20 protein-coding genes and 1 other RNA gene are annotated in these 19,480 nt (G+C 69.0%); 20 read left to right on the top strand and 1 reads right to left on the bottom strand.

The genetic code is table 11. The annotated features are described in order from the left end of the window. The first annotated feature begins 61 nt into the window (after positions 1-61). The 6 genes from BQ7106_RS06815 (at position 62) to BQ7106_RS06790 (ending at position 3,290) form a co-directional block, all read left to right on the top strand. On the top strand, positions 62-913 hold the full coding sequence (locus BQ7106_RS06815; RefSeq protein WP_072373397.1) for a tetratricopeptide repeat protein: 852 nt from the start codon (positions 62-64) through the stop codon (positions 911-913). Then, the gene (gene smpB / locus BQ7106_RS06810; protein ID WP_072373394.1) at positions 900-1,409 is read left to right on the top strand and encodes an SsrA-binding protein SmpB; all 510 of its coding nucleotides are present in this window, start codon (positions 900-902) and stop codon (positions 1,407-1,409) included. Before BQ7106_RS06815 ends, smpB begins: the two co-directional genes overlap by 14 nt. A gap of 38 nt (positions 1,410-1,447) precedes the next feature. Then, positions 1,448-1,960, top strand: a complete 513-nt coding sequence (locus BQ7106_RS06805) for a flavin reductase family protein (RefSeq protein ID WP_072373391.1) — start codon at positions 1,448-1,450, stop codon at positions 1,958-1,960. A gap of 87 nt (positions 1,961-2,047) precedes the next feature. Continuing rightward, a complete protein-coding gene (locus tag BQ7106_RS06800) occupies positions 2,048-2,188 on the top strand; it encodes a rubredoxin (protein WP_072373388.1) in 141 nt (46 codons plus the stop codon). Between the two features lie 161 nt (positions 2,189-2,349). Then, positions 2,350-2,718, top strand: a transfer-messenger RNA (tmRNA) gene (gene ssrA, locus BQ7106_RS06795). 281 nt (positions 2,719-2,999) lie between these two features. Then, positions 3,000-3,290, top strand: a complete 291-nt coding sequence (locus tag BQ7106_RS06790) for a hypothetical protein (RefSeq protein ID WP_072373385.1) — start codon at positions 3,000-3,002, stop codon at positions 3,288-3,290. Between the two features lie 182 nt (positions 3,291-3,472). Here the strand turns inward: BQ7106_RS06790 and BQ7106_RS06785 are convergent, their stop codons facing one another. Further along, positions 3,473-4,732 carry an IS110 family RNA-guided transposase gene (locus BQ7106_RS06785; protein WP_072372501.1) on the bottom strand — a complete coding sequence of 420 codons (1,260 nt, stop codon included), beginning with the start codon at positions 4,730-4,732 and terminating at the stop codon, positions 3,473-3,475. A 271-nt stretch (positions 4,733-5,003) separates the two neighbouring features. Here BQ7106_RS06785 and BQ7106_RS06780 point away from each other — a divergent pair, with 271 nt between their 5' ends. The 14 genes from BQ7106_RS06780 (at position 5,004) to BQ7106_RS06715 (ending at position 19,386) form a co-directional block, all read left to right on the top strand. Next, complete coding sequence (locus BQ7106_RS06780; RefSeq protein ID WP_072373382.1) at positions 5,004-5,906, top strand: patatin-like phospholipase family protein; 903 nt, start codon at positions 5,004-5,006, stop codon at positions 5,904-5,906. Positions 5,907-5,915: 9 nt separating this feature from the next. Next, a complete protein-coding gene (locus tag BQ7106_RS06775; RefSeq protein WP_072373379.1) occupies positions 5,916-8,786 on the top strand; it encodes a TIM-barrel domain-containing protein in 2,871 nt (956 codons plus the stop codon). A gap of 200 nt (positions 8,787-8,986) precedes the next feature. Beyond that, positions 8,987-9,427 carry a 50S ribosomal protein L13 gene (gene rplM / locus BQ7106_RS06770; protein WP_072373376.1) on the top strand — a complete coding sequence of 147 codons (441 nt, stop codon included), beginning with the start codon at positions 8,987-8,989 and terminating at the stop codon, positions 9,425-9,427. 3 nt (positions 9,428-9,430) lie between these two features. Then, complete coding sequence (rpsI, locus tag BQ7106_RS06765) at positions 9,431-9,826, top strand: 30S ribosomal protein S9 (protein WP_072373373.1); 396 nt, start codon at positions 9,431-9,433, stop codon at positions 9,824-9,826. 146 nt (positions 9,827-9,972) lie between these two features. Further along, positions 9,973-11,310 (top strand): phosphoglucosamine mutase, encoded by a 1,338-nt coding sequence (gene glmM / locus BQ7106_RS06760; RefSeq protein ID WP_072373370.1) that lies wholly within the window; start codon positions 9,973-9,975, stop codon positions 11,308-11,310. A 142-nt stretch (positions 11,311-11,452) separates the two neighbouring features. Further along, positions 11,453-13,303: a glutamine--fructose-6-phosphate transaminase (isomerizing) gene (gene glmS / locus BQ7106_RS06755; protein ID WP_072373367.1), complete on the top strand. Its 1,851-nt coding sequence runs from the start codon at positions 11,453-11,455 to the stop codon at positions 13,301-13,303. A gap of 2 nt (positions 13,304-13,305) precedes the next feature. Beyond that, positions 13,306-13,845, top strand: coding sequence for a holo-ACP synthase (gene acpS / locus BQ7106_RS06750; RefSeq protein WP_072373363.1), 540 nt, complete (start codon positions 13,306-13,308; stop codon positions 13,843-13,845). A gap of 3 nt (positions 13,846-13,848) precedes the next feature. After that, a complete protein-coding gene (locus tag BQ7106_RS06745) occupies positions 13,849-15,462 on the top strand; it encodes a bifunctional ADP-dependent NAD(P)H-hydrate dehydratase/NAD(P)H-hydrate epimerase (protein ID WP_072373360.1) in 1,614 nt (537 codons plus the stop codon). An 18-nt stretch (positions 15,463-15,480) separates the two neighbouring features. Further along, the gene (alr, locus tag BQ7106_RS06740) at positions 15,481-16,641 is read left to right on the top strand and encodes an alanine racemase (RefSeq protein WP_072373355.1); all 1,161 of its coding nucleotides are present in this window, start codon (positions 15,481-15,483) and stop codon (positions 16,639-16,641) included. Positions 16,642-16,720: 79 nt separating this feature from the next. After that, positions 16,721-17,338: a uracil-DNA glycosylase gene (locus BQ7106_RS06735; protein WP_072373353.1), complete on the top strand. Its 618-nt coding sequence runs from the start codon at positions 16,721-16,723 to the stop codon at positions 17,336-17,338. After that, positions 17,299-17,814, top strand: a complete 516-nt coding sequence (tsaE, locus tag BQ7106_RS06730) for a tRNA (adenosine(37)-N6)-threonylcarbamoyltransferase complex ATPase subunit type 1 TsaE (protein WP_072373350.1) — start codon at positions 17,299-17,301, stop codon at positions 17,812-17,814. Before BQ7106_RS06735 ends, tsaE begins: the two co-directional genes overlap by 40 nt. 85 nt (positions 17,815-17,899) lie before the next feature. Beyond that, positions 17,900-18,298, top strand: a complete 399-nt coding sequence (locus BQ7106_RS06725; protein WP_072373347.1) for a Fur family transcriptional regulator — start codon at positions 17,900-17,902, stop codon at positions 18,296-18,298. A 72-nt stretch (positions 18,299-18,370) separates the two neighbouring features. Then, positions 18,371-18,958 (top strand): rubredoxin-like domain-containing protein, encoded by a 588-nt coding sequence (locus BQ7106_RS06720; protein WP_072373344.1) that lies wholly within the window; start codon positions 18,371-18,373, stop codon positions 18,956-18,958. After that, positions 18,958-19,386 (top strand): DUF3783 domain-containing protein, encoded by a 429-nt coding sequence (locus tag BQ7106_RS06715; RefSeq protein ID WP_072373341.1) that lies wholly within the window; start codon positions 18,958-18,960, stop codon positions 19,384-19,386. Before BQ7106_RS06720 ends, BQ7106_RS06715 begins: the two co-directional genes overlap by 1 nt. The last annotated feature ends 94 nt before the right edge of the window (positions 19,387-19,480 follow it).

Here is a 19,480-nt window from a genome sequence, read left to right as displayed (position 1 = left end):
GATAATGGGAACACTGAACGTCTAGGTATCATGTACGCGGCGGGGGCCGCCGGGAGGACAGATGGACCACACCGAACTGACGGACGAGCTCGAACGGGCCGAGGGCCTGCTGCTTCAGGGGCGGGCGGAGCTCGCGCGCGAGCTGCTCGCCCGCCTTGCCGAGGATGCCGAGGAGTACGTCGACAGAAACTGCCCAACCACCGATGACGTCCAGTGGTTCAGCTTCCCGACCATCTTCGAGCGGCTTGCGTATCGCCGCGTCGAGCGCGATCCTCGGGAGCTGCGCGACGTCGGCGAGCCGCTCGACCGCCTCTACAACGACCTCGCCCTCGCATGCGTGCACGACGGGGACTACGACGAGGCGATGGAGGCGCTCAAGCAGGCGGTTCGCTGGAATCCCATGGACTGTGGCTATCGCCTCAACCTGGCGGACCTGTTCCGGGTGTCGGGCGACGTCCAGGAGTACCTCGCGCTCACTTACAGCGTCTTCGAGCGCGCAAGCGACGCGCGCCACCTCGCGCGCGCGTTCGTAAACTTCTCCGGGTGGTTTGCCTCGTCCGACAAGCCCCGCGTCGCCGCGGCGGCCCTGCGTGCCGCGCGGGCGCTCGGGGTCACGGACGCCACGCTCGACGCGGCGCTCGAGCAGGCTGCGGGCACTGAGCGAGATCCCGACCTCGTGGACGACGCGCAGATGGAGGAGCTCCTCGCCGCGGAGGGGCTGCCCGACGGCGCCAACGCCGAGATTGCGGTGTGCCTGCTCATGTGCGCGGGCGACGCTGCCGCCGTCGGCGCTCGTGACGTGGCGACCAGCCTCACCCTGCGCGCCCGAGACCTGGTGGGCGAGCCCGCGGCGCGGGCGCTGCTCGAGCTCATCCACCAGAGCGACGAGGAGGTTGCGGATGGTAAAGAGTAAGGTGCTGCGCCAGACTGCGGCGTCCAGGCGGGACAAGCCGGGCAGGCGCACCATCGCGAAGAACCGCTCCGCCCGTCACGAGTACTTCATCGACGAGACCTTCGAGGCGGGCATCGAGCTCACGGGCACCGAGGTCAAGAGCCTGCGCGAGCGTGCCTGCCAGCTCACGGACGCGTTCTGCCTCATCCGCGGCCGCGAGGCGTGGCTGCACGGCGTCCACATCCACCCCTACTCCAACGGGGGCGTGTGGAACGTGGACCCGGACCGCAAGAGGCGCCTGCTGCTGCACCGCCACCAGATAGACTACCTGGACGCGAAGCTGCGTCAGAAGGGCCTCGCGCTCGTTCCGCTCGAGATCTACTTCGACGAGCACAACCGGGTCAAGCTCGCCATCGGGCTGGCCCGCGGCAAGAAGCTCTATGACAAGCGCGCCGATATGGCGAGACGCGACTCCGACCGCGAGATCGCCCGCGCGCTCAAGGAGATGAGCCGATAGACCGCGACCGGGCCTCGGGCCCAGGAGAGGAGAAGGGCATGGACGCGACCGCACTGTTCAAGTTCTCGTCAGGACTCTACGTGGTGGCGGCAGACGACGGGGAGCGCCCCGGGGCCTGTCTCGTCAACACCGGGCTTCAGGTGACCGCGAGCCCCCTCCAGGTCTCTGTGACCGTGAACAAGGAGAACCATACCTGTGGCGTGATTCAGCGCGCGGGGCACTTCTCGCTTGCCGTCGTCGACGAGTCGGCTGACATGCTGTTCGTGGGGCGATTCGGTTTCAGGACGTCGGCCGTCGAGGACAAGTTCGACGGAATTCCAAGCGAGCGCGCCGCGACGGGGGACCCGTACCCCACCGAGCACGTGTGCTCCTACGTGGCGTGCAACGTGGTGCAAACCGTTGACGTCGGGACGCACCTCACGTTTGTGGGCGAAGTGGCGGACGCGGGCAATCTCTCGGACGTGCCCCCGATGACGTACGCGTACTACCACGGGACCCTCAAGGGGAAGACGCCGCCCAAGGCGTCCTCCTTCGTCCCCGGCCAGAGCTGACTCGTACGGCGCAACGCGGGGCGATAAACGCCACCGTTGTGATAGCATTTCTCGGCAGGATCGTTGGACCAGTGAGAGGAGCACCACATGGCAGATGAGAAGAAGTACACGTTCCGCTGCACCGTCTGCGGCTGGGAGGTCACCGTCGACACCCCCGAGCTGCCCGAGGACTTCGTCTGCGAGGTCTGCGGCGTCGGCCCCGACATGTTCGAGCTCGTCGAGGAGTAGTCCTTCTCGCCAGGAGCGGTACACGGGGCGGTCTCCCGCGGGAGGCCGCCCCTTTTGCGCGCCGTGCCTAGACGTCAAGAAAAACGGGTAGAATGACCCCACGGTCGCGTGAGCGGCCCGTACGTTGACAGCCGCATGGTGGCAGTCTTCCCATTCCACCCGGGGGTGACTGGTTTCGACAGGGTGGGTCTGAGATGGGCAGCAGGCCGTGGTCTCCTCGCCACGCTAAACAGGGGTACCGTCAAATTGAATTGACGACAACAACTCTTACGAGCCTCAGCTGGCTCTCGCTGCTTAATTAGATAGCGGCGCGTCAAACCGGGGATCGCTCCCGTTCCCGGGGCGACGTCATTTCAGGGAGATGCGCGCGCGGACGTAGCCGGTATGCCGCGCGCTAAGACCGAACCGGCTGGGAGGCCAAGCGCGGGTCACCGGGTGCGCGGCCTCCGAGACCCAACCGGCGACTGAGCCTGGAGACACCTGTCAGGGATCTGCTTTGGACCGGAGTTCGATTCTCCGCACCTCCACCTGCGCGCATGTGCCGGGGTCCGAATGGGCCCCGGCTTTTTATGTCATCTTTGCTTTCCCGGGAGGCTCCCCTTCTGGAGATGCCCGTCTTTGCCCCCTTGGAAGAGGGCGAGACCTTTTCGCGCTTTGAGATTGTTCACGGTGTCGTGTGCTGGGCGGGCGGGGAGATCGATCTGGCTCCGGAGAAGATGCGCGAGTTAAGCTGCGCGTACGAGAGGATTGCCTAGGCGGAAGAACGTCAGCGAGTGAGAAGTGGGTCGGCCGGAGAAGCGGAGGTTGGACAATGGTTCTTGCCCTGTATCTGGGGATCGCCTCGATAGCCTTTGCCTTGGCTGCCGCCGTGATGAGGCCGTCAGAGCGCTCTATGTTGCTTGTTGCTCTGAGTTTCTTCCTCTCGTCCCTCTGCTTCCTCTTCATCCTGTGGTCGAATACCCGAGTTGACGTCTCATCAATTCTTGATACTGCGAACGGGTGGTTTGTTGGAGGGGCGGCGCTGATGGCCACCTCCACTGCCCTTTCGGCAATCTCTCTCGTCCGATACGTGAGGGGGCTCCGCCGGGCGCGTCGCCAGTGACTAGCGCGCAAAAACCGAAAAGCCCCGCTCTGCCTCCTTGCTTACATGGAGTGCAATAGGATTCTGCATGAAAACGAGGCGAAGGGCGCCACACCTCGCTCCGAGCGCTCCGGCCGTGCGACAATGTGCCGAGAAAAACGCGGACGAGGGGAGACCAGCTATATGAAGTCAAGACCCGAGGGCTAGCTTTTCTCGTTTCCAGATTCATCGGAACCAGCACCTTGAGAACCGGATACCGAATGCTTTGAGGGGTCCCTGCCCGGCCTCGCCGGGTCGTACGGGACCCCGTCCCGCATCACCGCGAACACGATGTGGCATAGCTTGCGCGCCACGGCGGTCACGGCCACCCGGTGGCACTTGCCCTCCGCGCGCTTCCTCTCGTAGAAGGCGCGCAGGGACGGGTCGTACTGCCGGGCCCTGCTGGCCGCGAGCCAGAGGGCCCTCCTCAGGTAGGGCGACCCGTGCTTGGTGATGGGCCCGCCCCCGCTGTCGAACTTCCCGGACTGGTTCACCCCGGAGTTCAGCCCGGCGTAGCTCACGAGCGCGGGGGCGTTGCGGAAGCGCGAGATGTCGCCTATCTCGGCGACGATCTGGGCGCCGGTGGCGTAGGAGACGCCGGGGATGGTGAGCACGAGCGGCTCCACCCTCTCCAGCAGCTCCCTGATGAGCGCGTCGAACTTGGCGCACTCCGCGTCGAGGAAGTCCATCTGGCGCACGAGCGACCTCACCTGCATCGACGCCGCCGCCTCGCCGAGCCTGATGCCGACGGAGCCCTTCGCGAGCGCCCTGAGCTCGGCGGCCTTGCCGTCCATGCGCCTGCTGCCGCGCGCGGCCTCGGAGATGTCGCGCTGCAGCGAGTCCGTGCGCCTGCGCGCGAGCTCGGAGGGCAGCGGGCTCCTGGAGAGCACGGCGCGCCCGGCGGCCCCGAACACGTCGGAGAACGCCCCGGGGAGCTCCGGGAAGTAGGAGTCCAGCAGGCACAGGCACTGCGTCTTCGCCTCGGCGAGCTCGGCCTTGAGCGACTGCCGGTATCGCGTGAGCGAGCGCAGCGACTGGACCTCGTCGGTGGCGAGCCTCGTCGGGTCGTACTGGCCGATGCGCAGCGTCTCGGCGATGAGGCCCGCGTCCACGCGGTCGTTCTTCACCCTGTCGAGCCCCTTCAGCCTGCGCACGGCGCGCACCTGCACGGGGTCGATCACCGCGACCGAGTAGCCCCTCGAGACCAGGAAGGCGTAGAGCGCCATCCAGTAGTGCCCGGTGGCCTCCATGCCGACGAGGACGTCCGAGGGCCTCTCGGCCACCCCCTCGAGCCAGGCCTCGCACCGCTCGAAGCCGGCGGCGCTGTTCTTGAAGGGCATCCGCTTGCCCTGCTCCTCGCCGCGCTCGTCCACGGCCCCTATCACGTGGTCCACCTTGGCGATGTCCACACCGGCGTACACCATGTCCGCCCCTCCTCTCCGCCGCAGGGCGGCGGGCCGCCTGCCCGCGTCACCCGGGACCGCAGCCTCCTAGAAGAGATCCGAGGTGGCGCATGGCCCCTCATCCAGCTGATCCGCGGAAATGCCCGGGTGGGGCGGGACGCCACTCTCCCCTGCGGGGTCGCGCGCGGCGCCCCAACTGCCATGTCGGCGTCCCTGCCCGCCAGAGTCTGCATTGCACCAAAGCATCCGGTAACCGGCTCTCAGATGCAACGACTTAAAGATAGGAGCCACCATGTCAACCGAGAAGACCAACGTGCCGGCGCTCGTGCTCGAGGGCGGCGGGTTCAGGGGCCTGTTCACGGCGGGCGTGCTCGACGTGCTCCAGGAGCGCGGGATGTACGACTTCTCCAGCGTGTGGGGCGTCTCGGCCGGCGCCATCAACGCGTCCAACTTCCGCTCGCGTCAGATTGGCCGTACCATGCGTGACATGCTCGCCTTTCGCGACGACAAGCGCTTCATGTCTCTGTGGTCGCTCGCCACGACGGGCAACATGGCGGGCGCGGACTTCATGTATGACGAGGTCCAGAACCACATCGATCCCTGCGACGTGGAGACCTTCAACGCAAGCGACCTGCCCATGTACGCGGTGGTGTCCGACGTGACCTTTGGCACGCCCGACTACCTGCCCGTGCACCGCTTCCCCGACGACATCGACCGCGTCCGCGCGTCGGCCTCCCTGCCCATGGTCTCGCGCATCGTGGAGATCGACGGCAAGCGCTACCTCGACGGGGGTACCACGGACTCCATCCCCTTCGAGACGGCGATGGGCCTGCCCGGAGCGCGCGAGGTCGAGGGGCACGTCCCGGCGGAGCGCGCCCTCGTGGTGCTCACGCAGGACCGTGGCTTCGTGCGCGGTGCCGGCAGCGAGGCCATTGCGCTGAAGTCCCACCTCTATGACGCCTACCCGTACTACCTCGAGGCGCTTGCCACGCGCGGCGAGCGCTACAACGCCCAGCGCGAGCTCCTCTGGGGGCTCGAGGCCGAGGGGCGCTGCCTCGTCATCGCCCCGGAGGAGCCGGTGACCATCAGCAACTCGGAGCGCTCGGGCGAGCCGCTCCTCAAGCTCTACGTTGCCGGCCGCCGTCAGGCCGAGGCGCGCCTGGCGGAGATCGACGCGTTTCTCTGCGCAGAATAGGGGACACCCATGAGCGGCATCACCCTGACGGGCGTGACCTCGGTCGCGCCGGACCCGCTGCGGCCCAACGTGGCCGTCGTCACGTTTTCCGCCCTCGAGCGGGGCGGGGCGGCTGGCGAGAAGAGCGGCGCGCCCGCAGCTCCGCGTGTTGTGGAGGGGCGCATCGCGTTTCTCGACGAGGGGGTCGTGCGCTACACGGTTGACCCCGCCGGCGCGTTCGCGCCGTACGCGAAGCCCGTCTCGCCGGAGCACGCGGCGCGCATCCCGGCCCAGCCGGACGATTCGCGGCGCTACGCGCGTCCCGCGGTGCGCGTGTGCGAGGAGGGTGGCGCCTTCGTGGTGGCCGCCGGAGGCACCGAGGTCCTTCTCGGCAGATCGGGCGCACTGCTGAGCGTGCGCCGCAACGGGCGCGTGGCCCTGCGCGAGACGGCGCCCCTGCAGATGGGCGCGGACTCAACCACGCAGGTCCTGGCGTGCGTCCCCGGCGAGAAGTTCTTTGGCGGCGGCACGCAGAACGGCCGCGCCGAGCACGCGGGCTCGATCGTGAGAATCGTGAGCGCGCCGGTCAACGGCAACGAGTGGCAGGACGGCGACGTGGCCTCGCCGAGCCCCTTCTTCTGGTCGAGCGCGGGCTACGGCGTGCTGAGAAACACCTTCGCGCGCGGGGTCTACGACTTTGCCGCCACGGGTCCGGACGTGCGCGCGACGCACCAGGAGGGGCTCTTTGACGCGTACCTCCTTGTGGCGGGGCGCGCCGGCGTTCCCGCGGCCGGCCTCGCCGAGACGGCGCGCGACGTGCTGCGTGCCTACTACCGCGTGACGGGCGCGCCGGTCCTTCTCCCCGAGTACGCCTTCTACCTGGGGCACCTCAACGCCTACAACCGTGACGCGTGGTCTGTCGAGCCGCTGGCGGAGGAGGCGCGCGGCACCGTGGCGGGGAGCCCCGCGGCCGAGGGCAAGGCCTGGGTCGTCCACGGCTCCGGGCCAGCGGGCGGCGCGGGGCGCGTGCGCTACGAGTACGGGCGCGTGCGCGGCTACGTGCTGCCGGGGCGCGGCGTCGCCGAGTCCCTCAACGGTCCGGACGAGGTGCTCCGCGAGTCTGCCGGCGGGTTCTCCTGCGAGACGCCGTACGAGTTCTCGGCGCGCGCGGTGATCGACGAGCACGCCGCCCACGACATGCCGCTCGGCTGGTTTCTGCCCAACGACGGCTACGGCTCGGGCTACGGGCACAACGGCTACGAGATGACGGGCGGCGTGGACGCGGGCGGCGCCAGCTCGCCGGAGCGCCTTGCGGCGGTGGCGGCAAACGTCGACAACCTCGCCGCCTTCTCCACCTACGCGGCGGAGCGCGGCGTGGCCACGGGCCTGTGGGCCCAGTCCAAGATCACGCCGGACGCAAACCCGGACGTGACCTGGCACAACCTGCGTGACTTCGCCGCCGAGACCACGCGCGGCGGGGTCAGCGCCCTCAAGACCGACGAGGAGTGGGTGGGCCTGGGCTACTCCTTCGCCCTCTCCGGCACCAAGCAGGCCTACGACATCCTGAGCCTGGACGCGCGCCGGCGCCCCTTCGTCCTCACGCTCGACGGTTGGGCCGCCACGCAGCGCTTTGGCGCGGTGTGGTCTGGTGACCAGGACGGCACGGACTGGGAGTACGTCCGCATGCACATCCCCACCTACCTGGGGCAGGGGATGTCGGGCAACCCCAACGTGGCGTCGGATCTGGACGGCATCTTCGGCGGGGACCCGGTCGTGGCCACGCGCGACTTCCAGTGGAAGGCGCTCACGCCCGTCGTCCTGGACATGGACGGCTGGGGCACCTACGCCAAGCTACCCTACGCGAACGGCGATCCCCACACGGGCATCTGCCGCATGTACCTCAAGCTCAAGAGCGAGCTCATGCCCTACGCCTACACCTGCGCGGCTGCGGCGGCGGGCCTCTCGGACGCCAACGGCGACGCGTGGCTGCCCATGGTGCGGCCGCTTGCGCTCGCGGGCTGCGAGGACCTGGCGCCCGAGGCGGCAAACTACGAGTTCCTTCTCGGTGACGCCCTGCTCGTGGCCCCGGTGTGGCGAAGCACGCGCGCGGACGAGCTCGGCAACGACGTCCGTGACGGTATCTACCTGCCTGGCGGCGAGAAGGACGTCTGGTTCGACTACTTCACCGGGGAGCGCCACGCTGGCGGGCAGACGCTCGACGGCTTTGACGCGCCGCTCTGGAAGCTGCCCCTCTTCGTGCGCGGAGGTGCGATCGTTCCGTGCTACGAGGCGCACAACAACCCCATGCCGCCCGGCGAGAAGAACCCGCGCGGGCTCGACAGGACGCGTCGCGTGATTGACTTCTGGCCGGAGGGCCCCGCCCCGGACGGCGGCGCCCGCGAGAGCCGCTACGTGCTCTACGAGGACGGCGGGTCCTCGATCGAGAACCGCGCGAGGTGGGTCGAGGGCTACGGCCTCATGGACGACGTCTCCTACGGCGGCCATGTCGAGACCGTCTTCCGTATGCGTCGGGAGCCGGGGCGGCTGGTCCTTCTCGCCGAGGCGTCGACGGGCGGCTACGAGGGCTACGACGCGCTCAGGGTGACGACCATGCGCGCGCGGGTGGAGGCACGCCCCGCGACCGTGGAGGCACGCTGCGCCGGGCGCGCGCTTGCAGCGCGCGAGGTGGCATCCCGCGCGGCGTTTCTCGCCGAGGAGCCGGCGGAGGGCGAGGCCGTGTGGCTCTTCGAGGAGGCTCCCTCGATCGAGACCTTTGCGCCGACCGAGGAGCGCGCGCTGGCCTCGATGGTGGCCGGCGTCCACGGCGCTCCGCGCGTGAGCGTCCGCTTTGCGCGCTCGGACGTGGGGGAAGGTGCGCAGGAGGTGACCCTTTGGGCCTGACGCCCTTCTCGGCAGGCCCCGGCGCGGGGCGAGGGGCACGGCTGCATTTGAACGGCTTGTGGAAGAAAAATTCACCAGCTCAGCGCGGGAGTGATGAGCTATACTCTTACAGCTTTTCCACAGAGCCCCGTAATCTCTGATACAAAAGCGCGGCGGTTTGTCCAGAAGCCGCCATCACGTAGGTACGTAGGAGGAGTCAAGTGAAGAAGTCGACTCAGTTCGCCAAGGCCGGCGAGATCGAGCGCAAGTGGGTGCTCATCGACGCTGAGGGCGCCACGCTCGGCCGCCTTGCCACCACGGCTGCCATGATTCTGCGTGGCAAGAACAAGCCGCAGTTCACCCCCAATGCCGACACCGGCGACTTCGTGGTCGTCATCAACGCCGACAAGGTCGTCCTGACGGGCGTCAAGGCCGACCACAAGCAGTACTGGCGCTACTCCGGCTACCTCGGAGGCCTCAAGCTCGAGAGCTTCCGCGAGGCTATGGAGAAGCACCCCGAGCGCGTCGTCGAGCACGCCATCAAGGGCATGCTCCCCAAGACCACCCTCGGCCGCAAGCAGGGCACCAAGCTCAAGGTCTACGCCGGCCCCGAGCACCCGCACACGGCCCAGAACCCCGTCCAGATCGATTGGAGGGCCTAACCGATGGCTGAGAACACCGTTGTTTACACCGGCACCGGTCGCCGCAAGGAGGCCGTCGCCCGCGTCCGTCTTGTCCCCGGCACCGGCAAGGTCGTTGTGAACGGCCGCGAGGCCGCGCAGTACTTCGGCCGTCAGCAGCTCGTCGACAACGCTGTCGCCCCGCTGCGCGTGACCGAGACCGCCGAGCGCTTTGACGTTCTCGCCAAGTGCGATGGCGGCGGCATCACCGGCCAGGCCGGCGCGCTGCGCCTCGGCATCGCCCGCGCCCTTCTCGACGCCGGCGAGTACCGCGAGGACCTCAAGAAGGCTGGCTACCTCACGCGTGACCCGCGTGCGGTCGAGCGCAAGAAGTACGGCCTCAAGAAGGCCCGCAAGCGCCCGCAGTTCTCCAAGCGCTAGTCGCTCGCCACATGGCACCCTCGAGCCCGTCGGCCCCGCCGGCGGGTTCTTTTTTGTAAATGGGTAACGCCTGGCGCGATGAAATGCGGGCGAGAGTAGGATGAATGCGTATGCCGCTCACACGCACTCGCGAGAAGGGGACACGCATGAAGTACTTTGGCACCGACGGCTTCCGCGGAGTGGCCAACGAGGGCCTCAACGTCGAGCACGCGTTCAAGATCGGGCGGTTTGTCGGCTGGTACTACGGCGCCCGCCAGCAGAGGAAGGCGCGCGTGATCATTGGCAAGGACACGCGCCGCTCGAGCTACATGTTCGAGTCCGCCCTCGTCTCGGGTCTCGTGGCCTCGGGCGCGGACGCGTACATGCTTCACGTCATCCCCACGCCCGGCGTCTCCTACGAGGTCGTCGACGGCGCGTTTGACTGCGGAGTCATGATCACCGCGTCCCACAACCCCTACACCGACAACGGGATCAAGCTCGTCAACAGCGAGGGCTACAAGATGGACGAGGACGTCCTCGAGCTCATCGAGGACTACATCGACGGAAAGACGGAGGTGCCGCTCGCCACGGGTGACGCCATCGGCTGCACGGTCGACTACATGCAGGGCCGCAATCGCTACATCGCCCACCTCATCGCGAGCGCGAACTTCTCCCTCCAGGGCGTCAAGGTCGGCCTCGACTGCGCCAACGGGGCGGCGTCCTCCGTGGCGAAGCCCGTGTTCGACGCCCTCGGCGCCGACGTGCGCGTGATCAACAACAGCCCCAACGGCTTCAACATCAACGTCGACTGCGGCTCGACCCACATCGACCGCCTGCGCCGCCACGTGGTCGAGCAGGGGCTTGACGTCGGGTTCGCCTATGACGGCGACGCCGACCGCTGCATCGCGGTGGACGAGCGCGGTAACGTGGTCGATGGCGACCTCATCCTCTACGTCTGCGGCGTCTACCTCAACAAGCACGGACGCCTCACGGCGGGCACGGTGGTGCCGACGGTCATGAGCAACTACGGGCTGTTCAAGGCCTTCGACGACGCCCGCCTCTCCTACGAGACGACCGCCGTGGGCGACAAGAACGTCTATGCCTGCATGCGCGAGAACGGCTACAGCCTCGGCGGGGAGCAGTCGGGGCACGTCATCTTTGGCGACATCGAGTGCACCGGAGACGGCATCATGACGTCCCTGCGCGTCATGGAGGTCATCCGGGCGGAGCGCGAGACGCTCTCACAGCTGTGCGCCCCGGTCAAGCTCTACCCGCAGGAGCTCGTCAACGTTCGCGTGGGGGACAAGGATGCCGCCATGTCCGACGAGGCGGTGCTCGCCGCCGCCCGGCAGGCGGAGGAGTTCCTCGCCGGCCGCGGGCGCGTCCTCGTGCGCGCCTCGGGCACCGAGCCGCTCGTCAGGACGCTCGCCGAGGCGCCCACCGAGGAGCTCTGCCGCGAGGCGAACGCCTTCGTCCTCAGGGCGCTCGAGCCGCACCGGGCCTAGGGCCCCGGCCGCGGCGCCCCGCCGAGCCGCTACGACGCGTCGCGGCTCGGCGGGGCCGCGCCCGGCCCCGCGCGGGTGCACTGCTACAATCAGGGCACGTGACTTCGCACAGCTCAAACGCACCAGTCTCGAGGAGGTCCGCATGTGCGGCATCGTTGGCTATACCGGCCCGAACCAAGCGGTGGGCTACCTCCTCGAGGGGCTCAAGACCCTCGAGTACCGAGGGTACGACTCGGCGGGAGTCGAGGTGGTGGGCACCGACGGGGCCCTGCACGGCGTCAAGTGCGCTGGTCGCGTCTCCGCTCTCGTCGAGCGCTGCGAGACGGCGAACCTCGTGGGCACCACCGGCATCGCGCACACGCGCTGGGCGACCCACGGCGCCCCGACCGAACGAAACTCCCATCCGCACCGTGACTGCTCCGGACGCATCTCCGTCGTGCACAACGGCATCATCGAGAACTTTCGCGAGCTGCGCGGCTACCTTCGCCGCAACGGTCACGAGCTCGTCTCCGAGACTGACTCCGAGGTGATCGCCCACCTCATCGAGGACGCCTGGGAGGGCCCCTCGCGCGGCGATCTGGTGGGCGCGGTCAGGAGCGCGGTCGGCCGGCTCGAGGGGTCCTGGGCGCTCGCCGTGGTGTGCGCGGACGCGCCGGGACAGATCGTGTGCGCGCGCAACGGCTCCCCGCTCGTCGTGGCATCGACCTCGGACGGCGCCTATGCCGCCTCCGACGTCACCCCGCTCGCGAGCGTGACGTCCCACGTCATCCAGCTCGAGAACGGGCAGGTGGCCCGGCTCGAGCAGACCGGGCGCGTGAGCGTCTTCGACGAGCACGGAGTCGAGGTGGGCGCCCCCTCCTCGATGGACATAGACTGGGACGCGTCGGCGGCGACCCTCGGCGGCTACGCGGACTTCATGGCCAAGGAGATCGCCGAGCAGCCCGAGGCCATTGAGCGCCTGCTGACGGGACGCATGGGGAGTCGCGGGGTCCTTCTCGACGAGCTCGCGCTCTCTCGTGAGGAGCTCGCCGCCATCGACCGCGTCTATCTCATCGCCTGTGGGACCTCGTACCACGTGGGCCTCATCGCGCGGACCCTCATCCAGACGTGGGCGCACGTGCCCGTGGTCTGCGACTACGCCTCTGAGTTCAACTACGAACGCGACGTGCTCGTGACGCCGAACACCCTCTGCGTGGTCATCACGCAGTCGGGGGAGACGGCGGACACCCTTACGGCGGCGCGTCGCATGAGGGGGATGGGCTGCAAGGTCTTCGCCATCACCAACGTCTTGGGATCCACGGCGGCGCGCGAGTCCGACGGCGTGCTCTACGTGCAGGCCGGCCCCGAGGTGTGCGTCGCCTCCACGAAGGCCTACACCGCCCAGATGGTGGCGAGCGCGCTGCTCGCGCTGCGCCTCGCCGAGGCGCGCGGCGCGATGGGGCATGAGGAGGCCGAGCGCCACTACCGCGACCTGTGCGCCCTCCCCGACCTCATCCGCGAGGTCATCTCGCGCTCGTGGCAGGACAAGCGCGCCGCGGCCGTCTTCCGCCGCGCCCACTCGGCCCTGTTCCTGGGTCGTGGCGTCAACGCGACGACCGCCTACGAGGGCGCGCTCAAGCTCAAGGAGATCAGCTACCTGCATGCGGAGGCCTATCCGGCGGGCGAGATGAAGCACGGCCCCATCGCGCTGCTCGAGCCCGGGTTTCCCGTGGTGGCCATCGTTCCGGAGGACCGCGTGCACGACAAGACGGTCTCCAACATCCAGGAGGTCATCGCCCGCGGCGCGACGTGCGTCGCCGTCGCGACGGACGGTGACGAGTCGGTGGCATCGCTTGTGGAGCACGTGCTGTGGATACCGGCCGCTCCCGACGAGCTGCTCGTGCCCATCGTCGCGGTCGTGCACCTGCAGATGCTCGCGCGCTACGTCGCCCGGTTGCGCGGCTGCGACGTGGACAAGCCCCGCAACCTAGCCAAGTCGGTCACGGTGGAGTAGCCATGGGAACTGCGGGAATCGGCGTGGACATGCTCGAGATCGAGCGCATGGAGCAGGTGATGCGACGGCGCCCCAACTTCGTCCGAAGGGTGTTCACGGAGGAGGAGCGCGCCTACTGTGACGCGAGTGCCCGGCCGGCCGAGCACTACGCCGCGCGCTTCGCGGCGCGCGAGGCGGTGCTCAAGGCGCTCGGGACGGGGTTCTCGGGGGGCGTGGGCCTGCGGGACGTGTCGGTCACCCGTGACGCCGCCGGCAGGCCGCAGGCGCTGCTCACGGGTCGCGCGGCCCAGATTGCGCGAGAGCGTGGGGTGCGCGAGATCGCGCTCTCCATCTCGCACACGCGCGAGGTCGCCGTGGCGAACGCCCTGGCCGTCACCGATGACGTGCGCCCCGCGCCCGCGACGCGCGACGACGCCGCGCGCGCCCTCGCCGTGTCGTTCAAGGAGGCGCGGGCGGTGCTTGACGAGCTCGAGCGCGTCCAGGAGGCGGAGCTCGACGGCCTCTCCGCATACGATGTCAGCAAATCATCCGCTAAGGAGTAGAAGATGCAGCCCGTACTCAACATCGAAGACGTCAAGTGCGTCGAGGTGGCCCTCACCCGCGAGGGGGTGAGCGTCTCCGAGCTCATGCACCGTGCCGGCTGTGCCGCCGCGCAGGAGGTGCTCGAGCTCGGTGACGTCGACAACGTCGTGGTGCTCGCGGGGCTTGGCAACAACGGCGGCGACGGATGGGTTGCCGCCGAGGCCCTCAAGACCCACGGCGCCAACGTCACCGTGGTGACGCCGGTGAGCCCCGACGAGATCGCGGGCGACCTTGCGCGGCAGGTGGCGCAGAGCGCGGTCCGTTCAGGCATCGACCCCGTGGTCGGCCCCGCGCGCGACGAGCTCGAGTGCCTGCTCGCCACCTCAGACGTCGTGCTCGACTGCATGCTGGGGACGGGCTTCCACGGCGAGGTTCGCGCGCCGTTCGACATCTGGATCCAGTGCGTGAACGCCTGCTCCGCGCAGGTGATCTCCGTTGACGTCCCGAGCGGACTCTCCGCGCAGACCGGGCACGCCGCCAAGGACTGCGCGGTCGCGGACATGACCGTCACCATGCTTGCGCTCAAGCCGGGCCTCCTCGCCGACGACGGGCGCGACGTCTGCGGCGCCATCGTCGTGGCCCCGCTCGCCGAGCAGACCGAGCGTCTCGTGGTGGACGCGGATCCCGTCGCGTGGCGCACGGACCTCGCCGACTACCTCGGGGCGCTGCGTCCCGCGAGCCAGGCGGTCGACAAGTTCACCCGCGGCTCGGTGCTCGTGGTCGGCGGCTCGCGCCGCTTCCCGGGCGCCGCGGTCATGGCGGCGCGCGCGGCGGCGCGCATGGGGGCCGGCTACGTGACGCTCGCCGTCCCCGCATCGGCGGCATACGCCGCACAGGCCCACCTCCTCGAGGTACCCGTGGTCCCGCTGCCCGAGGACGCGGAGGGCGCGTTCTCGGCGGAGGCGCGCGACGTGGTCCTCAGGCTCGCCGAGCGGGCGTCCGCCGTGCTCGTGGGGCCGGGGATGCGCGTCACGGGCGGGACCGCCTCCATCGTCTCGGCGCTGCTCGAGGCCGACGTTCCCCTCGTCGTCGACGCCGACGGCCTCAACTGCCTCTCGCGCCTCACCAACGGGTCGCTGCCCGACTTCCCCGAGATCACCCGCAGGCGCATGCCCCTCGTGCTCACCCCGCACCGCCACGAGCTCGGTCGACTGGTCGGGGCCGCGGACGCGGCGCCCGACTCGCTCGTCGCGCAGCTCGAGGCCGCGCGCAGGATCGTGTGGTCCGACGGGGGGTCCGAGCTCGTGGTGGTCTCCAAGGGGACGGCAACGGGCTGCGTGAGCGTCGAGCGCGCCATCCTGCCCAAGCCCGGCCCCGCTTCGCTCGCGACGGCGGGCTCCGGCGACGTGCTCGCCGGCATGATGGCGTCGGCGCTGGCGCAGCGTGCCGGGGAGGAGGCCGACCTCGCCCTTCTCGCATCCTATGTGTGCGAGGTGCACGGCTATGCGGGCTCGCTCGCCGCGGAGCGCGTCGGCTCGCGCGCGGTCATGGCGACGGACGTCATCGACGTGATCGGCCTCGCCGCGGACGCCGTGGAGGAGCACGTGATGTATTCCGATGAGGCTGGTCGCGACTAGTCGGGCAGGGAGGCTGCAATGGACAGGGTCACGAGCCCCGCGACAAGGTGGTCCTGGGTCGAGGTCAACCTCGCCGCGCTGAGAAGGAACACGTCGGCGTTCAGGCGCCGGCTCGGGCGCGGCGTGCAGATGATGTGCGTCATCAAGGCCGACGCGTACGGGCATGGCGCCGTCCCCTGCGCAAAGACCATGCACGCCGCGGGGGCGAGCCAGTTCGCCGTGGCGACGGTCTCCGAGGGGGTCGCGCTGCGCGAGGCGGGCATCGAGTGGCCCGTTCTCGTGCTCTCGGAGCCTCCCGTCGACTGCGTGGGGACCCTCGTGGAGCACGATCTCATGCCGGCGGTCTACACCGCCGACTTCGCCCTCGCCCTTGGCGAGGCCGCGGCGGCGAGGGGAAGGGTCGCGCGCTACCACCTTGCCGTCGACACGGGCATGACGCGCATCGGCGTGCGGCGCCAGGACGCCGTCGAGCTGCGGCGTACGATCGACTTCCACCGCGGCCTCGAGTGCGCGGGCACCTTCACGCACTTTGCGACGGCCGACACGCTCGACGACTGGGACTTTGCCCTGCAGCTCAACCGCTTCCGCGAGGTGGTGGCGGCGCTGCGCGGGGCGGGGCTCGACACGGGTCTCGTGCACTGCGACAACACCCCGGGCACCGTCCTGCACCCCGAGTGCCACTTCGACATGTGTCGCGTGGGGGTCGGGCTCTACGGCCTGCACCCCGCCGACGCGACCCGCCCGATGATTGACCTCGAGCCGGTCATGAGCGTGCGGGGTCGCGTGGTCCGCGTGATCTACCCCAACGTGGGCGACGGGGTCGGCTACGGCCTCACCTATCGAGTGCCAAAGAAGAACATTCAGGTCGCCACGGTGCCCATCGGCTATGCCGACGGGCTCGCGCGAGAGCTCTCGAACAGCATGGACGTGCTCGTGGGGGGCGCGCGCTGCCGCCAGGTCGGCAACATCTGCATGGACCAGTTCATGTTCGCGGTGGACGTGAACAGCGCGCGAGCCTACCGGCCCTCCCGTCCCGTCGAGTACGGCGACGTGGTCACCGTCATCGGCGAGGACGGTGACGAGCGCATCGGGGCGGACGAGATGGCGTCGCTGCGCAACACGATTAACTACGAGGTGGTCTGCGACTTTGGGATGCGTCTTGAGAAGATCTACACCTAGCGAGTGGGACGGCGCCGCCACGGCCCGCCCCGGTCGGCGCGGCCGCGCCAGCGCCGCGCAAAGAAGGGGGCTCGACCTCATGTCCGTCATGCACATTCCCGGTCACGAGCACCAGCGGCCCCGCGAGGTCGCGCTCCAGGAGATTCGTGACCTCATGGGAGACTGCCAGCTGTGCCCGCTCGGCGCCACGCGCACCAATCTCGTCTTTGGCGTGGGCAACCCCCGGGCGCGCGTCATGTTCGTGGGCGAGGGGCCCGGCCGAAACGAGGACCTCCAGGGGGAACCGTTCGTGGGCGCGGCCGGCCACAAGCTCGACGCGCTGCTCTCCTGCGCGGGCCTCACGCGTGACGAGATCTACATCGCCAACGTCGTCAAGTGCAGGCCGCCGGGAAACCGCAACCCCAGGCCCGAGGAGATCGAGGCGTGCTCCCCGTTCCTGCGCGAGCAGATTCGCTCGATCTGGCCCGATGTCATCGTGTGCCTCGGCAACTTCGCCTCGCAGTTCGTGCTGCGCACGAACAAGGGCGTGACGTCGCTGCGCGGACAGCTCTATCAGACCGGGCACTTCGTGGTGTGCCCGACGTTTCACCCCGCTGCCTGCATCTACCACTCGGAGTGGCAGCCGCTGCTCGAGGACGACCTTCGGATGGTCGGCGCATGGCTGTCGGAGCACCCGGAGGAGAGGGAGGAGCAGTGAGCGAGAGAAGCTTCGTGACGGAGAGCCGCGACGAGACGATCGCGCTCGGAGAGCGCCTCGGGCGCCTGCTCGCCCCGGGCGACGTGCTCGTGCTGACCGGTGACCTCGGCGCTGGGAAGACCCAGCTCACCAAGGGAATCGCGGCGGGGATGGGCGTGACGGAGGACGTGACGAGCCCCACCTTCACCATCGAGATGGTCTACGAGGGGGCGGACATGCCCCTGTGCCACTTCGACCTCTATCGCCTCGACGACGCGGACCAGCTCGAGGACACGGGCATCTTCGACGTGCTCGGAGCCGATGGCGTCTGCGCCATCGAGTGGGGCGAGCAGTTCGCCGAGGAGCTGGGGGACGCGCGCGTTGACGTCTTCGTGACGCGCCTCGACGACCGGGCGGAGGCCGGGACGGAGCCCCCGCGCGAGGTTCGCCTGGTCGCTCATGACGCGCGGGGCGAGGAACTTCTCGGCGCTCTATAAATTGGTAGAAATTATCAGTTGATACTCTGTATCAATATGGTAGAGTGGTGACAGCACGAGGGGGCGAGCCGCGAGGGGAGGGGACATGACGAGCAGAAACACCATCCAGCGATCGATCATCGAGGACGAGCTGCGGCGTCATGCGAACCACCCCACAGCCGATGACGTCTACGAGGGCGTCCACGCGGAGCACCCGAGCATCAGCCGCGCAACCGTCTATCGAACGCTCAACCGCCTCGCGGACGAAGGCACGATCGGTCGGGTGCGCATCAACAACGGTGCCGACCGCTTCGACCATCGGTCGTTTGCGCACTATCACGTGCGCTGCACCGTCTGCGGCCGGGTCGATGACGTGATGATCCCGCTGGTCGAGGGGATTGACGAGCGGGCGGAGCGCGCCACCGGGTATCGGGTGTGCGGCCACACGCTGCAGTTTGACGGGGTCTGCCCCGCGTGCCAGCGAAGCGAGGCATCTACGGCCTAGGCCGTGTGCATAGGAGAGGGCGGCGGGGCCGAGGGGCCTCGCCGCACACCACGACAGCAACAGGAGGTCACCATGGACAAGTGGGTCTGCAAGGTCTGCGGTTACATCTACGAGGGCGCCGAGCCGCCTGCCGAGTGCCCCGTCTGCAAGGCGCCGGCCAGCCAGTTCGAGAAGGTCGAGGGTGAGCTGAAGCTCGCCGCCGAGCACGAGTACGGCATCTACGCCAAGACCGTCAAGGACAACGCCGACATCTCCGACGAGGACAAGGCCTACATCCTTGAGCAGCTCAAGGCCAACTTCACCGGCGAGTGCTCCGAGGTCGGCATGTACCTCTGCATGGCGCGCATCGCCCACCGCGAGGGCTATCCCGAGATCGGCCTGTACTGGGAGAAGGCCGCCTACGAGGAGGCCGAGCACGCTTCCAAGTTCGCCGAGCTGCTCGGCGAGGAGCTCGAGCCCAACATGAAGGCCGACACCAAGGCCAACCTCGCCTGGCGCGTCGACTGCGAGTTCGGCGCCACCGCCGGCAAGACGGAGCTCGCCGCCTGCGCCAAGAAGAACGGCCTCGACGCCATCCACGACACCGTTCACGAGATGGCTCGTGACGAGGCTCGCCACGGCAAGGCTCTCAAGGGCCTGCTCGAGCGCTACTTCGGCTAATGGCTGGTCGGCCCAAGAAGAAGGCCGCCGGATCGAAGAAGGTCAAGCCCTCGGGGCCCGCGGCATGCGCGGTGCTCTGGGGGCTTGACCCGTCTGGCGAGAAGGGCGCTGCGGTGCGTGCCGTCCTCCGCGAGATGGGCGTGGTCGCTAGGACGGCGACGTACGAGCGTCTCGGGGACCCGGCGGGCGCCTTTGCGCGACTCGTGGGGTTCCGGCCGGCTCCGGTCGACTACGCGGGTCCGGCGCCCGAGGGAGAGTTCCTGCTGCTGTGCGGCCTCACCGATGCGCAGGTGGGCGAGTTTCTGGCGCGATCGCGCGAGGCGGGCTGCGTCGTCGGCCCCAAGGCCTTGCTCACCAAGGCCAACCGCGCCTGGCCGCTCTTTCGGCTTATCGAGGCGGTGCGCGTCGAGCACGCCTCGAGCGCGTGAGGCTCGCGCGGCGGGTCTCGCGGCGCAGTCCTGGCGACCGCGCGGGTTCCGTCCTGGGGATCCTCCGGGCTCCGTCCCGGAACTCCGCGCGTTT

The sequence above is a fragment of the Thermophilibacter mediterraneus genome, assembly GCF_900119385.1.
GTDB lineage: Bacteria > Actinomycetota > Coriobacteriia > Coriobacteriales > Atopobiaceae > Thermophilibacter > Thermophilibacter mediterraneus.
Note: the sequence above shows the minus strand (reverse complement) of the source record. Positions and strands in the feature narration are given on the sequence as shown.